Source organism: Mesorhizobium sp. CNPSo 4689 (assembly GCF_057784325.1).
Genome location: NZ_JBWLUZ010000035.1, coordinates 1 through 13,756 on the forward strand (window position 1 = coordinate 1; position 13,756 = coordinate 13,756).

14 protein-coding genes and 1 riboswitch are annotated in these 13,756 nt (G+C 63.8%); of the genes, 9 read left to right on the forward strand and 5 right to left on the reverse strand.

All coding sequences use genetic code 11. The features are described 5' to 3' along the window. The 6 genes from AC04SI_RS27805 to AC04SI_RS27830 all read left to right on the forward strand — a co-directional run. A partial coding sequence (locus AC04SI_RS27805) for a zinc-binding dehydrogenase (protein ID WP_488475285.1) occupies nt 1-365 on the forward strand: 365 nt, incomplete at its 5' end. Nucleotides 366-433: 68 nt separating this feature from the next. After that, entirely contained in the window at nt 434-1,003 is a 570-nt protein-coding gene (gfa, locus tag AC04SI_RS27810; RefSeq protein WP_006201602.1) for an S-(hydroxymethyl)glutathione synthase, read from the forward strand. Nucleotides 1,004-1,067: 64 nt separating this feature from the next. After that, complete coding sequence (locus AC04SI_RS27815; RefSeq protein ID WP_404282001.1) at nt 1,068-1,535, forward strand: YaiI/YqxD family protein; 468 nt, start codon at nt 1,068-1,070, stop codon at nt 1,533-1,535. Between the two features lie 3 nt (nt 1,536-1,538). Next, nucleotides 1,539-2,216: a DUF1345 domain-containing protein gene (locus tag AC04SI_RS27820; RefSeq protein ID WP_404281999.1), complete on the forward strand. Its 678-nt coding sequence runs from the start codon at nt 1,539-1,541 to the stop codon at nt 2,214-2,216. A gap of 106 nt (nt 2,217-2,322) precedes the next feature. Then, nucleotides 2,323-3,201, forward strand: a complete 879-nt coding sequence (locus AC04SI_RS27825) for a cytochrome b/b6 domain-containing protein (RefSeq protein ID WP_404281997.1) — start codon at nt 2,323-2,325, stop codon at nt 3,199-3,201. A gap of 1 nt (nt 3,202) precedes the next feature. Then, nucleotides 3,203-3,994, forward strand: a complete 792-nt coding sequence (locus tag AC04SI_RS27830; RefSeq protein WP_488475286.1) for a molybdopterin-binding protein — start codon at nt 3,203-3,205, stop codon at nt 3,992-3,994. A gap of 34 nt (nt 3,995-4,028) precedes the next feature. On the opposite strand, the gene AC04SI_RS27835 is transcribed toward AC04SI_RS27830, so the two are convergent. Further along, nucleotides 4,029-5,030: a hypothetical protein gene (locus AC04SI_RS27835; RefSeq protein ID WP_488475287.1), complete on the reverse strand. Its 1,002-nt coding sequence runs from the start codon at nt 5,028-5,030 to the stop codon at nt 4,029-4,031. Between the two features lie 293 nt (nt 5,031-5,323). Then, a riboswitch (glycine riboswitch) is annotated at nt 5,324-5,410 on the forward strand. 148 nt (nt 5,411-5,558) lie between these two features. Here AC04SI_RS27835 and gcvT point away from each other — a divergent pair. The 3 genes from gcvT to gcvP are packed head-to-tail and all read left to right on the forward strand — an operon-like array spanning nt 5,559 to nt 9,861. After that, nucleotides 5,559-6,659 carry a glycine cleavage system aminomethyltransferase GcvT gene (gcvT, locus tag AC04SI_RS27840; RefSeq protein ID WP_488475288.1) on the forward strand — a complete coding sequence of 367 codons (1,101 nt, stop codon included), beginning with the start codon at nt 5,559-5,561 and terminating at the stop codon, nt 6,657-6,659. A gap of 6 nt (nt 6,660-6,665) precedes the next feature. Beyond that, nucleotides 6,666-7,034: a glycine cleavage system protein GcvH gene (gcvH, locus tag AC04SI_RS27845; protein WP_404281990.1), complete on the forward strand. Its 369-nt coding sequence runs from the start codon at nt 6,666-6,668 to the stop codon at nt 7,032-7,034. A 16-nt stretch (nt 7,035-7,050) separates the two neighbouring features. After that, the gene (gene gcvP, locus AC04SI_RS27850) at nt 7,051-9,861 is read left to right on the forward strand and encodes an aminomethyl-transferring glycine dehydrogenase (protein ID WP_488475289.1); all 2,811 of its coding nucleotides are present in this window, start codon (nt 7,051-7,053) and stop codon (nt 9,859-9,861) included. A gap of 14 nt (nt 9,862-9,875) precedes the next feature. Here the strand turns inward: gcvP and AC04SI_RS27855 are convergent, their stop codons facing one another. The 4 genes from AC04SI_RS27855 to AC04SI_RS27870 form a co-directional block, all read right to left on the reverse strand. Further along, nucleotides 9,876-11,045, reverse strand: coding sequence for a GGDEF domain-containing protein (locus tag AC04SI_RS27855; protein WP_488475290.1), 1,170 nt, complete (start codon nt 11,043-11,045; stop codon nt 9,876-9,878). A 171-nt stretch (nt 11,046-11,216) separates the two neighbouring features. Next, on the reverse strand, nt 11,217-11,687 hold the full coding sequence (locus AC04SI_RS27860; protein WP_488475291.1) for a tetratricopeptide repeat protein: 471 nt from the start codon (nt 11,685-11,687) through the stop codon (nt 11,217-11,219). Between the two features lie 136 nt (nt 11,688-11,823). Further along, nucleotides 11,824-12,786 carry a type II secretion system F family protein gene (locus tag AC04SI_RS27865; RefSeq protein WP_488475292.1) on the reverse strand — a complete coding sequence of 321 codons (963 nt, stop codon included), beginning with the start codon at nt 12,784-12,786 and terminating at the stop codon, nt 11,824-11,826. Between the two features lies 1 nt (nt 12,787). Continuing rightward, nucleotides 12,788-13,753 carry a type II secretion system F family protein gene (locus AC04SI_RS27870; RefSeq protein ID WP_488475293.1) on the reverse strand — a complete coding sequence of 322 codons (966 nt, stop codon included), beginning with the start codon at nt 13,751-13,753 and terminating at the stop codon, nt 12,788-12,790. Between the last annotated feature and the right edge of the window lie 3 nt (nt 13,754-13,756).

Below are 13,756 nucleotides of genomic sequence, written 5' to 3' on the forward strand. Positions count from 1 at the left end.
GCGGTGCCGACCAGATCGGCGGCGCCGACTACACCTTCGACTGCACCGGCAGCACCAAGGTGATGCGCCAGGCGCTGGAAGCCTCGCATCGCGGCTGGGGCAAGTCGGTCGTCATCGGCGTCGCCGGCGCCGGCCAGGAGATCTCGACCCGGCCGTTCCAGCTGGTCACCGGCCGCACCTGGATGGGCACCGCCTTCGGCGGCGCGCGCGGCCGCACCGACGTGCCGAGGATCGTCGACTGGTACATGGACGGCAAGATCCAGATCGACCCGATGATCACGCACACGCTGAAGCTGGAAGACATCAACAAGGGCTTTGATCTGATGCATGAGGGCAAGTCGATCAGGAGCGTGGTGATTTACTGAGGAGAAGAAAGCCGCCGACCGAAGGGCCAGCGACTGACGTTGCACAGGGTTCAACAAGGGAGGAATAAATGCCGGAAAAACTGCATCCGAAAATCGACAATGGCCTGCCCAGGGAAAGCGCAAGCTTTGCCGGCGGCACGCTGGTCTGTGCCTGCACCAGCAAGCCGGTGAAGGTGAAGGTCAAGGGCCAGATCGCCCATAACCACGCCTGCGGCTGCACCAAATGCTGGAAGCCTGATGGCGCGATCTTCTCGGTCGTTGCCGTGGCTGGCACCGGCGACGTCACCGTCGTCGAGAACGGCGACAAGCTGAAAGTGGTTGATCCAAGCGCGCTGATCCAGCGGCATGCCTGCACCGGCTGCGGCGTCCACATGCATGGCCCGGTCGAACGCGATCATCCGTTCAAGGGCCTGAGCTTCATCCATCCCGAGCGCTTCGAGGAGGACGGCTGGTCGCCGCCGGGCTTCACCGCCTTCGTCTCATCGATCATCGAATCCGGTGTCGATCCAAGCCGCATGGACGGCATCCGCGCCCAGTTGAAGTCAATCGGCCTCGAGCCCTATGACTGCCTCAATCCGGGCCTGATGGACTACATCGCCACCTGGACCGCGAAGAAGTCGGGCGCGCTGCCGGCCTGACAATTGTTCGATTTCAGGCATGGGGCCGGGCAAGTCTCGGCCCCATGCTCGTTTTGGAGAGACAATGCCCGCACCCGCCATCCTCGTCGATGCCGACGCCTGCCCGGTGAAAGCCGAGGTCGAAAAGGTCGCGGAGCGCCACGGCGTCGTCGTCACCTTCGTTTCTAACGGCGGCTTGCGCCCGTCACGCGATCCGATGGTCCGCAACGTCGTCGTCTCCAAGGGCGCCGACGCGGCCGACGACTGGATCGTCGACAATGCCAGGCCCAACGACATCGTGGTCACGGCAGACATCCCGCTCGCCGCCCGCGCGGTGGCGCTTGGCGCCCATGTGCTCGGCCCAACCGGGCGCCCGTTCACGCCGGAGACGATCGGCATGGCGGTGGCGATGCGCGATTTGAAGCAGCATCTGCGCGAGACCGGCGAAAGCAAAGGCTACAATGCCGGCTTCACGCCGCAGGACCGTTCGCGGTTTCTCGGCGAGCTCGACCGCATCTTGCGGCGAGCGCTCAAATCCGCCACACCGGATTGAAATATGACGACCGACACGCCCATCAAGACGCCCTCGCACCGGCACAAGCAGTTCGCGATATCTGCTTGCATTGGCTTGGCAGCGTTGGTCATCGCGCTTTTCTTGCGTGCACCGCTCGCCTATTCGATAGGCGCCAACGCGTTTTTCGGCACCTATATCACTCTCGTCGTCGCCCAGATGCCGCTGCTTACCGGCACCTATCTGAGCAAGAACGCGCGCGCCACCGACCAGCCGGTGCTGGTCATCTTCGCCGTCACGCTGATTGTCGTCGGCGTCGCCATCATCTCGCTGTTCCAGCTGATCAACCAAAAGGACAGCGCGGATTCGCTCCAACTCACCTTCGCACTGCTGTCGATCCCGCTCGGCTGGTTCACCATCCATGCCATGACAGCGCTACACTATGCGCATGTTTATTGGATGGACGACGAGGAGACCGGCGGCAAATCGAAACAGAAAAAGCCCGTCGGCGGCCTCGAATTCACCGGCAAGGAGCGGCCGGACGGCTGGGATTTCCTCTATTTCTCGACCACTGTCGGCATGACCTCGCAGACCTCCGATACCGAGGTCTCGACCACACAGATGCGGCGCATCGTGCTTCTCCATTCGATCCTGTCGTTCTTCTTCAACACCATCATCGTCGCCGCCGCGGTCAATCTCGCCGTCAACCTCGGCAGCCCGTAATAAAAACGTGATCGTGTGAAACATCGCTTGGGCCGGCGACGTATTGGGAGGAGAACGAACATCTGAGAGGCCGCGACGGGACGCGCGGACGGGAGTACAAAGGACGATGGAAACCGTTGCCAGGAGCCAACCAACCGTCGAGGCGGATGCCGCGCCGAAGGATGCGACGCTGATCTACCGGCAGTCGCGCTGGACGCGGCTGACGCACTGGCTGTGGGCGATCTCGCTGTTCTTCATGCTGCTTTCCGGCCTGCAGATCTTCAACGCCCGCCCCCAGCTCTACATCGGCAAGGAGTCCGGGTTCGACTACAACAACACCGTCTTCGCCATTGGCGCTGAAAACACCGCTGCCGGCACGCGCGGCTACACCGAGATCTTCGGCAAACGTTTCGACACCACGGGCGTGCTTGGCTGGTCGGGGCCGGCGGGCCAGGAAACCTCGCGCGGCTTCCCGTCCTGGGCGACCATTCCGTCCTATTATGACCTTGGCACCGCCCGCGTGGTGCATTTCTTCTTCGCCTGGATTTTGAGCACCACCTTGCTCGTGTGGCTCATCGCCAGCCTTATCAACGGCCATCTGCGCCGCGATCTCGCCCCGCGTCTCGATGATCTCAAGCGCCTGCCGCGCGACATTGTCGATCATGCCAAACTGAAGTTCCACCACACGCGCGAATACAACACGCTGCAGAAGATGGCCTATGGCGGCGTTCTGTTCGTGCTGCTGCCGCTGATGATCATCACCGGCCTTGCCATGTCGCCGAGCATGAATTCGGTGCTGCCGTTCCTCAACGATCTGCTCGGCGGCCGGCAGACGGCGCGCACCATCCATTTCGCGGTCATGGTGCTGCTGGTCGGCTTCTTCATCATCCATATGCTGATGATCCTCGCCGCCGGCCCGATCAACGAATTGCGATCGATCATCACCGGCTGGTACCGCACCGATCCGCCGGCGCATGGCGACAACACGCCCGAGAGGAGCGCCTGACATGGCGAAGTTCGAGATCAGCCGCCGGAAATTTCTCACCTCGGCCAGCCTCGGCGTTTCCGGCATCATGCTGTCGGGTTGCGATGCCTTTGACAGTGGGCTCGGCGTCGGCGACGGCCTGCGCAGTTTCCTCGAAGGCGCCAACGGCCTGACATATCGCGCGCAACGTTGGCTCGCCGGCCGCGACGCGCTGGCCCAGGAATTCACCGAGGCCGACATCCGCCAGCCGCAGCGGCCGAACGGCGTCACCGCGCCCGACGACGATACCTACAGGGGCCTGCTCGCCAACAATTTCGCCGACTGGCGGCTGGAAGTCTCAGGCCTCGTCGAAAAGCCGCTGTCGCTGACCCGCGAGCAGCTTCAGAACATGCCGAGCCGCACCCAGATCACCCGTCACGACTGCGTCGAAGGCTGGAGCTGCATAGCCAAATGGACCGGCACGCCGCTGTCGCTGGTGCTCGACCAGGCGATGGTCAAGCCGCAGGCGCGTTACGTCATGTTCCATTGCCTGGACACGATCGACCGGAGTCTAGCCGGCGATATCAAATATTACGGCACCATCGACCTGATCGATGCCCGCCATCCGCAGACGATCCTAGCCTATGGTCTGAACGGCAAGCCGCTGCCGGTCGAGAACGGTGCGCCGCTGCGCGTCCGCGTCGAACGACAGCTCGGCTACAAGATGCCGAAATACCTCTACAAGATCGAGCTGGTCGACAGTTTCGCCGCGATCGGCGGCGGCCGCGGTGGCTATTGGGAGGACAATGGCTACGACTGGTACGCCGGGATTTGAAGCCGTCGACCGTTTCCGATCAATGATTTGACGTCTAAGCTACTTTGTCGAGCAGCGGCTTCAGCGCCGGGTGGATTTCCGGCGAAGCGTGCTTGATCAGCGTCAGCAGCGCGCGCTCGTTCTCGCGTAGCGGCCGGTCCCCGCCGATTCGCTCGGCCAGCCATTTCGCTTCGCCGGCGTCGATCGTCTCGGCGCGGCGGGCGAGCGCCTCGGACGCCCGGTTCTTGGCTTCCCACTCGGTCTCGATATCATCCGGCGCGCGATAGGCTTCCATGATGGCGGCAAGACCGCCGGACACCATGCGGCCGAAGAAGCCGCCGATTTCGGCATCCGCCTGTTCGAAGAAGCTATCGCGGCGCAGCGCCACCTCGCGCGTCGGCGCCTCGTAACCGGCCGAGCACATGACAAAATTGGCGATCGCCTTGACGAACAGATCGTTCCAGGACGGGTCGTTGCTGGCCGCCGCGGTCCGCTCGTTGATCTTGAACAGCACCTCGGCCTCGGCGCGGGTGATGGCGATGTTGCCGTCGCCGCCATAGGCATAAAGGATCCGGCGCAACAGATCGACCTCGGCCTTGGCGATAAGGCCGGGGACCAGATCACCGCCGAGCATCAGCGAACCCTTGCCGTCGATCACCGCATGGCCGACCTGTTCCAGCGCGTAGGCGGAAAGCCGGCTGGGCGAGGATTTCGCCTTTTCCAGCACATGCACCAGAAGTTCGAGTTCGGTCAGGCTGTCGACCATGCCGTCGCGCGAGATCGTCTGGACCAGCCAATCGGCATTGCCCTCAGAGATGTAGCCCGCCGGCTTTTCCTGGTGGACGATGTAGTCGGTGATCGCCTCGACGAAGAATTCAGGCCATTCCTGGCACTTGTCGCGAGCCGTCGCGTCGAGCGCGAACAGCGCCTCGGCCTCGCCGCGGCTCACCACGCCGTCGCCGAACACCTCGCGGCGCAGCATCGTCACGTCCTCGGCCGTGATGCGGTTCTTCGAGGTCAGTCCAGCCACCGGTGCGCTCATGATCAGTTCGCCCATTTTCTTGTCCCCGTCCGCGCCGGCAGCCGCCGGTCGCAAGCCACCATGTCGACCAGCATATCAGCAGTGTCTTGAAAAACCGGCAAACGGCGTGGTTAGCGAAGACTTGTCGGCCAATGCATGTCGCCCAAAAGTGTGCCGCGGTTTTGGGAGAACGACATGCATCAAAACAAAGATCTAAAGCGTGTCGCCTGAATCCGTTTCAGCGCGACGCGCTTTAGATGTCGCTGGCAGGTGACAAGGTGTCGTTCACGGGCTATGGATGACGAGTCGAGGGCTCATCGTTTGAGTCCTACCTGTTTGCGGGAGAGAGCAGCGAGAGCTGCCGCCGAAGGGGAAATCGCCCGAAATCTCTCAGGCAAAAGAACCGTAGACGGGAAAGACACTCTGGAAAGTCGGGGCTTGCCCCCGCGCCGAAGGTGTAAGCGCTGCCGACAGAGTTACGGGGCGCGAGTCTCTCAGGCTTCAGACAGAGGGGCACGGACTGGTCGCCATCAGCGGCCGATTGCGTGCGACTCTGGAGAAGACATGACGGGCGAAGACACCAAACACCTCCCTCTCAAGGATCTGCACACGGCCGCGGACGCGCGCTTTGGCGCGTTCGCCGGCTGGTCGATGCCGCTCACCTATCCGGCCGGCGTCATGAAGGAGCATCTCCACACCCGCGAGCATGCCGGACTGTTCGACATCTCGCACATGAAACTGTTCGAGGTCAGCGGTCCCGGTGCGGCGGCGCTTCTCAACCGCACCTGCCCACTCGACGCCAGTGCGCTCGATATTTCCCAGTCGAAATACACCTTCCTCCTCAATGAGGCCGCCGGCATCATCGACGACCTCATCATCACAAGGCTCGGCAACGAGCGCTTCATGGTGGTCGCCAATGCCGGCAATGCCATCACGGACGAGAAGCACCTGCGGGCATTGGCCGAGGATTTCGACGCAAAGGTCGATGCGCTCGACCGCGTCTTCCTGGCCATCCAGGGGCCCGAGGCCTGGGCAGCCCTTGCCCGCGCCGGCATCGAGACCGGTTCGTTGCTGTTCATGCACGGCATCGAGCCCAGGCAAGACTGGTTCATGAGCCGCTCGGGCTATACCGGCGAAGACGGCTTCGAGATCGGCCTGCCGGAGGCGGACGCGCGGAATCTGGTCGCGAAATTGCTCGAAGACGAGCGCGTGCTGTGGATCGGCCTCGCCGCGCGCGACAGCCTGCGGCTGGAGGCCGGGCTCTGCCTGCACGGCCAGGACATCACGCCGGAGATCGATCCGGCCAGCGCCGGGCTGATGTGGGCGATCCCCAAGGATGTTCGCGCCTCGGGCCATTTCATCGGCGCCGACGCGTTGCGCGCAATCGTTGAGCGCGGCGCGGCGCAAAAACGCGTCGGCCTGAAGCCGGAAGGCCGCCAGCCGGTGCGCGCGGGAGCGGCCCTGTTCGACGCCGACGGCAATCCGGCCGGCCACGTCACCTCGGGCGGCTTCGGCCCGTCGGCCGGCCATCCGGTCGCCATCGGCTATGTCCACACCGCGCTGGCCAAGCCCGGCACAAAACTTTTCGCCGATGTGCGCGGGACGAAAATCCCGATCGAAATCAATCCCCTGCCCTTCACACCTCATCGCTACCGCAAAGGATAAGTCCCGATGGCAAAGACCTATTTCACCGAAGACCACGAATGGCTCCGCGTCGAAGGCGGCATCGCCACGGTCGGCATCACGGACTACGCGCAGGAGCAACTCGGCGATCTCGTCTTCGTCGAACTGCCCGAAATCGGCAAGAAACTGAGCAAGGGCGATACGGCGGTCGTGGTCGAATCCGTCAAGGCGGCCTCGGACGTCTACGCGCCCGTCGATGGCGAAATCACCGACGCCAACAGTTCGTTGTCATCGGATCCATCGCTGGTCAACTCGGCCGCGACCGGCGACGGCTGGCTGTGGAAGATGCGGCTCGCCAATGAAAGCCAGCTCGAAGGCCTTCTGGATGAGGCGGGTTACAAGGCCCATATCGGCTGATAGCAGGATCATGACAATGAGCGCAGCACCCTACCCCTTTTCCGCCCGCCATATTGGCCCCGGCCTCAATGATATCAGAGCGATGCTGGCCACTATCGGCGTTCCCTCCGTCGAGACGCTGATCAGCCAGGCCGTGCCGCGATCGATCCGCCTCGACTTGCCGCTGACCCTGCCTGCGCCGGCCAGCGAAGCTGAAGCGCTGGCCGAATTGTCGGCGACCATGGCAAAGAACACGGTGCTGAAGAGCTTCATCGGCGCCGGCTACCACGGCGTCCACGTGCCGCCTGTCATCCAGCGCAATCTGTTCGAGAATCCGGCCTGGTATACGGCCTACACGCCCTACCAGGCCGAGATCAGCCAGGGCCGGTTGGAAATGCTGTTCAACTTCCAGACCCTGGTCGCCGAGCTGACCGGCCTGCCGGTAGCATCGGCCTCGCTGCTCGATGAGGCAACCGCCGTCGCCGAGGCCGTCGGCATTGCGCTGCGCCACCATCGCGACAAGCGCACCAAGGTGGCGCTTGCCGGCACGCCGCATCCGCAGACGCTGGATGTCGTGCGCACCCGTGCCGAGCCGCTCGGCACCGAAGTCGACGGCGAAACGATCGACGACAATACCGCGGCCCTGCTCGTCTCGTGGCCGGATACGTTTGGCGTCTATGGCGACCACAAGGCGGCAATCGAAAAAGCCCGCGCCCTTGGTGCGCTTGTCATCTTCATTGCCGATCCGCTCGGCCTGACGCTGACCGACGCGCCGGCGAAGCTCGGCGCCGACATCGCCGTTGGCCCGATGCAGCGTTTTGGTGTACCGATGGGCTTTGGCGGCCCGCACGCCGCCTATTGCGCCGTCTCCGACAAACTAACCCGCCTGATGCCCGGCCGCCTCGTCGGCCAGTCCACCGACAGCATGGGCCGCCCGGGCTACCGGCTCGCCCTGCAGACACGCGAACAGCATATCCGCCGCGACAAGGCCACCTCCAACATCTGCACCGCGCAGGCGTTGCTTGCCAATATGGCGACCGCCTATGCGATCTGGCATGGCCCCGCCGGCCTGCAGGCGATTGCCGGGCGCATCCATGCGCTCGCCAGCCGCCTGGCTGCCGGCCTCGAGGCGTCAGGCGTTTCGGTGCTCGGCACCAGCCGCTTCGACACCGTGACAGTGGAAGTGAAAGGCAAGGCCAAGGCGATTGCCGCCGCCGCCGAAAAAACCGGCCGGCTGCTGCGCGCTATCGACGCCGACCATGTCGGCATCAGCTTCGACGAGACCTCGACCGAGACCGATCTGGAGGCGATTGCCGCGCTGTTCGGAGCCAAGGCCGGCGCTGCCGGTGCCGGCACCCTGCCCGGAAAACCGCGCGGCAAGGAGTTTCTCAGCCAGCCGGTCTTCCACGACAACCACTCTGAAACCGAGATGATGCGCTTCCTGCGCCGGTTGGCCGACAAGGATCTGGCGCTCGACCGCGCCATGATCCCGCTGGGATCCTGCACGATGAAGCTCAATGCCGCCGCCGAGATGATGCCGGTGAGCTGGCCGAGCGTCGCCAATTTGCATCCCTTCGCGCCGGCCGGCCATTCGGCTGGCTACCGCGCGATGGTCGGCGAACTGGAAGGCTGGCTGTCGGAGATCACCGGTTTCGACGCGGTCAGCATGCAGCCCAATGCCGGCAGCCAGGGCGAATATGCCGGGCTGCTCGCCATCCGCGCCTATCACCGCTCGCGCGGCGAAGGCCATCGCACAGTCTGCCTGATCCCGTCCTCCGCGCATGGCACCAATCCGGCCAGTGCGGCGATGGCGGGCATGAGCGTCGTCGTCGTGCGCTGCTCAGAGGACGGCAACATCGACATGGACGATATGAGGGCCAAAGCCAATGAGCATTCCAAGAATCTCGCGGCGTTGATGTTCACCTATCCCTCGACGCATGGCGTCTACGAGGAAGGCGCGCGCCACCTCTGCGCTCTCATCCACGAGCATGGCGCCCAGGTCTATTTCGACGGCGCCAACCTCAACGCCCTTGTCGGCCTCGCCCGCCCCGGCGATATCGGCGCCGACGTCTGCCACATGAACCTGCACAAGACCTTCTGCATCCCGCATGGTGGCGGCGGTCCGGGCGTCGGCCCGATCGGCGTCAAGGCCCATCTGCAGCCCTATCTGCCGGGTCATGTCACCGAGGGCTCGGCGCATGCCGTGGCGGCCGCACCCTTCGGCAGCGCTTCCATCCTGCCGATCACCTGGATGTACATCCGCATGATGGGCGCTTCCGGCCTGAAGCAGGCTACGGAAACCGCCATCATCTCGGCCAACTACGTGGCGACCCGGCTCGCGCCGCACTTCCCGCTGCTCTACAAGGGCAGGCACGATCGCATCGCGCATGAATGCATCCTCGACACCCGCGTGCTCAAGGAGAGCGCCGGCATCAGCGTCGACGATATCGCCAAGCGGCTGATCGACTATGGCTTCCATGCGCCGACCATGTCGTTCCCGGTTGCCGGCACGCTGATGGTCGAGCCGACCGAATCCGAGCCCAAGCGCGAGCTCGACCGCTTCTGCGAGGCGATGATCGCGATTGCTGGTGAGGCAGCCAAGGTGGCGAAGGGCGAATGGCCGCTTGCCGACAATCCGCTGGTCAATGCACCGCACACCGCGGCGGAAGCGCTGGCCGTCGAGTGGTCGCATCCCTATTCGCGCCTGGAGGCCGCCTATCCGGCGGGTGATGCCGACAGCGCGGCAAAATACTGGCCGCCGGTATCGCGCATCGACAATGTCGCCGGCGACCGCAACCTCGTCTGCTCCTGCCCGCCGCTGTCTGAATATCTGGGCGCCGCCGAATAATTTCGGGCGACGGGTCAAGCGGAACGCAAGGCCGGCCCCTCGGCCTTGCTCGCCCTGTCCAGGACAAGCACGCGGTTTCGCCCGGTGTTCTTGGCCGCGTAGAGCGCTCTGTCGGCCTCGGCCAGCACGTCCTCGAGGCTGCGGCCGCCGACCTCGCCGAAACCGATGCCGCCGCTGACGGTGCTGCGCAAGGGGCCGCGCGGGGTGGGCACGACTTCGGCGCCGAAGGCGACACCGATCTTACTCGCAAAGTCGTAGGCCTTTTCTTCCGTCATGCGCGACATGACCAGCGCGAACTCCTCGCCGCCCAGCCGAAAGGCGTCGACGCCGGTCCGGCCATATTTGCGGATGACCGCGGCGAAGCGGCACAGAACCTTGTCGCCGACCGGATGGCCGAACACGTCGTTCGTCCGCTTGAAATGATCGAGGTCGAACATGACCACGGACATGAACGGGCCGAAGGCGCGCTCGCCATAGAGCGACATCAGCGCCCGCCGGTTCATCAGCCCCGTCAGCGGATCGGTCAGGGTCTCGGCCTTCAATTCGATCTGCGCCTGCAAATGGTGCAGCGAGAGCGTCAACGCGCCGAGACCGGTCATGCAGGCGACCGCCACGACGGAATTCAATCGTTCGGCCCAGTTGTCGGGCGCCACGCCGAGCACCCATTGTCCCTTGACGACCAGCATCGCGGCACAAAGTCCGAAGGAAAGGGCGCAGGTGCCGCTCAGGAAAGAAACGACCAGCAGAATCCGGCGATCATGACCGCCCTGGATCCAGAACAGCACCCCGGTCACTGTCAGCAGCGCCGTCACGGCAATGTAGGTGAGGATGAAGCCGACGCCATCGAGGCCGAAATAGGTGACAGCCGCGCAGACGGCCATCGCCGCTACGGTCGGAAGCACAACGCTGCGATAGTGACGAACGCCGAGATACTGCATGGCAGACAGGCAGATGATCAGAAAGCCCAGGCTGAGCAGCGCAAGCACGGCCTGGCACAGCCAGGGGCCTGGATCTCTGCCGTACTGCCAGAACAGCACCACATGCGCCACAAGGACGAGCATGCCGCAGGCCACCGTCAGGACAAACCGCGCCATCGGCGTGGTGAACCAGATTGCAAGCAGGGTTATGCTGAGACACGTGCCCGACAGCGCCGCCGCGAGCAGGAGCGAACTGAAATCCAACATATGTGCGCGGCAGCCTTTGCGATCCTTGGTTGCATTGCATCATAAGCCAGGGGCGGCCCGCAGGTACCATTTTTGGTCAGGTTTCCCGCCCAACCTGCGGACAGGGTTTATAAAGAGTCGATGTCCTTTTCCGCCAGCCGCTGCACGTTACGGATGCGAGACCGGAGGAGATCAGCTCTTGGCCAGCAGCGCCAAATTGGCGTCGACCACCGTCTGGTCGGCCATATGGGCCTTGGCCTCGAGCAGCAGCGCCCTCGCCTTCTTCTTGTTGCCGCGCAGCAGCTGCGAATAGCCCATATTGTTGACGATCTGCGGCTTGCGGCCGGCAACCTTCAGAAGTTGGTCGTAGGCGCGGTCGGCGAAGTCGAAACGGCCGAGCTCGTCATAGGAAGCGGCCAGCCCCATCCATGCCTCGGCATTGTCGGCCTTCAGCTCGACGGCCTTGCGAAAGTGCTTTTCGGCGAGGCCGTAATTCGCCTCGCGGAACTGCGCCTTGCCCTGATCCAGGTCGGACGCGCTGACGTCCTTTGCCGTTGGCTGGATGGCGGTGGTCTTGGTCGTGTCGACGTTGCTCGACGTGCAACCGGATATTATCAAGACGGCTGCCATCGCGGCCATTGCCGTGAGAGTTCTGTGACGCATGCCCCTGCCCCAATCGCCCGATTTGCCGGGTCGTCCTTCAGGAAGCACCGTACAAGAAGGCGATTAACCTTCGGTGCCGAAACGCGCCTAAAATTTGGTTTCGAACAAGGATCGCATTTGTCGCAAAAACGAAATCCTAATTCGCCGTCATTTTGACGATGATCGGAATGATGGCGATCATCAGCACCACCGGCAGGATGCAGACCGTCACCGGGACCGACATCTTGGCCGGCAAGGCATGCGCCTTCTCCTCGGCGAGCGACATGCGCTTGTGGCGCATTTCGTCGGAAAACACGCGTAGCGCCCCCGACAGGCTGGTGCCAAGCTCCTTGGACTGCTGCAGGAGCGTGGCGAAGGAACGCACCTCGTCCAGGCTGAGGCGATCGGCGAGCGCCTTCAGCGCGTCGTCGAGGCTGCGGCCGGCCCTCAGCTCCAGCGACACCATCTGCAGATTATGGCTGAGCGACGGATAGGTCTTGGCAAGTTCTTTCGAAACCCGCTCGATGCCGGCCTCCATGCTCATGCCGGCATCGGAGCAGACGATCATCAGGTCCATGAAGTCGGGAAAGCCGTTGCGGTATTCGCGCATCTTTTCGCGCACCTTCTGGCTCAGCACCAGGCCCGGCAGGAAATAGCCGGCCGCTCCCGACAGGATGACGAAGCTCCAGCGGCTGGTCATGGTCGCATCGGCGCTGGCCATCCACTGGTTGATCAGAAACGCACCGACGGCGGCGCCGACAAAGGCGGCAAAGCGGATCAGGAAGAACGTGCCCACCGCGCGCGGCTCTATGTAGCCGGCCTGGATCAGTTTCATGCGCAGCCGTGCGACGTTTTCCGGATCGCTCTTGGCGTAGAATTCCTGCGCTCGCTTGACTGCCTTCTCGCGCACAGCGCTGGGGTTCTTCCTGGGCGCCGCTTCGATGCGTTCGACCGCCTGGCTGTCCTCTACCTTCAGCCGCCGCTTGACGTCGTTGCGGTCGCCTTGCGCGGCGACCAGCGGCCACGCCACCGCGCCGCCGCCCAGCACAAGCAACAGCAGCGCGACCGGCATCAGCGAGGTCGGCGCAAGCGAGGCGAGGAATTCGATGACGCTTTGCATGTCAGAATTTGAAGTTCGACATCTTGAACATTATGAGGTTGCCAAGCATCAGCCAGGAGATCGAGCCACCGAGCAGATACCAGGTCTTCGCCTCACCCCACACATCTTGATAGAACTGCGGCATCAGCACCATGATGGCGGCGAACAGCAGCGCCGGCACCGCCGTCAGGATGTAGGCCGACATGCGGCCCTCGGTCGAAATGGCGCGCACCTTGCGGCGCAGCTTGCCGCGGTCGCGGATCGTCATCGACAGCCCATCCAGGATTTCGCGCAGATTGCCGCCCGAACTGGTCTGGATCGACACGGCGGTGACGAACAGCGGAAGGTCCTCGTGGCCGACGCGGTCGAACAGCGCGTTCAACGCCGAGACCAGATCCGAGCCATAGGTCACCTCATCGGCAATGACGCCGAATTCGGTGCCGATCGGGTCCGGCATTTCGCGTGACACCATGGCGATGGCCACCGGCACGGGATGGCCGGCCTTCAGGCCGCGCGTGATCAGCTCCAGCGCCTCCGGCAACTGCATGCCGAACCGCTTCAGCCGGCGATTGCGCTGGGAGCGCATCACCATCACCGGCAGGACAGGCAGCAGCACGACGAAAAGCAGCAGGCCCATAAGCAGCGGCAGGCCATACCAGATGGCAACCAGCGCCAGCGCAAACGCCACGCCGGAGGTGATCGCCAGGAATTTGGGCAACGGCATGACCATGCCGGACTGGGTGCGCAGCGCACGGAACTGGTCGAGCGAAAACCGTGACGCTCCGGCCTCGAGACCGCGCTCCTTGCGCAGCTGGATCAGCACCTGCTCCTGGCTGATCTTGTTTTCCTGCAGCTTCATGCGCCGGTTGATCGCCGTGCGCTTGTCGCTGCGGCCGGCATAGAGCAGATAGCAGGCCTCAGCGATCATGATGCCGGTGAGCGCGGCCGCGGCATAGACGACGTAGATCGCGCTGAAGCCCTCGAACACCTG

Coding starts and splice junctions, on each gene's coding strand:
- gfa (WP_006201602.1), top strand. CDS start 434: ATGCCGGAAAAACTGCATCCGAAAATCGACAATGGCCTGCCCAGGGAA.
- AC04SI_RS27815 (WP_404282001.1), top strand. CDS start 1,068: ATGCCCGCACCCGCCATCCTCGTCGATGCCGACGCCTGCCCGGTGAAA.
- AC04SI_RS27820 (WP_404281999.1), top strand. CDS start 1,539: ATGACGACCGACACGCCCATCAAGACGCCCTCGCACCGGCACAAGCAG.
- AC04SI_RS27825 (WP_404281997.1), top strand. CDS start 2,323: ATGGAAACCGTTGCCAGGAGCCAACCAACCGTCGAGGCGGATGCCGCG.
- AC04SI_RS27830 (WP_488475286.1), top strand. CDS start 3,203: ATGGCGAAGTTCGAGATCAGCCGCCGGAAATTTCTCACCTCGGCCAGC.
- AC04SI_RS27835 (WP_488475287.1), bottom strand. CDS start 5,030: ATGGGCGAACTGATCATGAGCGCACCGGTGGCTGGACTGACCTCGAAG.
- gcvT (WP_488475288.1), top strand. CDS start 5,559: ATGACGGGCGAAGACACCAAACACCTCCCTCTCAAGGATCTGCACACG.
- gcvH (WP_404281990.1), top strand. CDS start 6,666: ATGGCAAAGACCTATTTCACCGAAGACCACGAATGGCTCCGCGTCGAA.
- gcvP (WP_488475289.1), top strand. CDS start 7,051: ATGAGCGCAGCACCCTACCCCTTTTCCGCCCGCCATATTGGCCCCGGC.
- AC04SI_RS27855 (WP_488475290.1), bottom strand. CDS start 11,045: ATGTTGGATTTCAGTTCGCTCCTGCTCGCGGCGGCGCTGTCGGGCACG.
- AC04SI_RS27860 (WP_488475291.1), bottom strand. CDS start 11,687: ATGCGTCACAGAACTCTCACGGCAATGGCCGCGATGGCAGCCGTCTTG.
- AC04SI_RS27865 (WP_488475292.1), bottom strand. CDS start 12,786: ATGCAAAGCGTCATCGAATTCCTCGCCTCGCTTGCGCCGACCTCGCTG.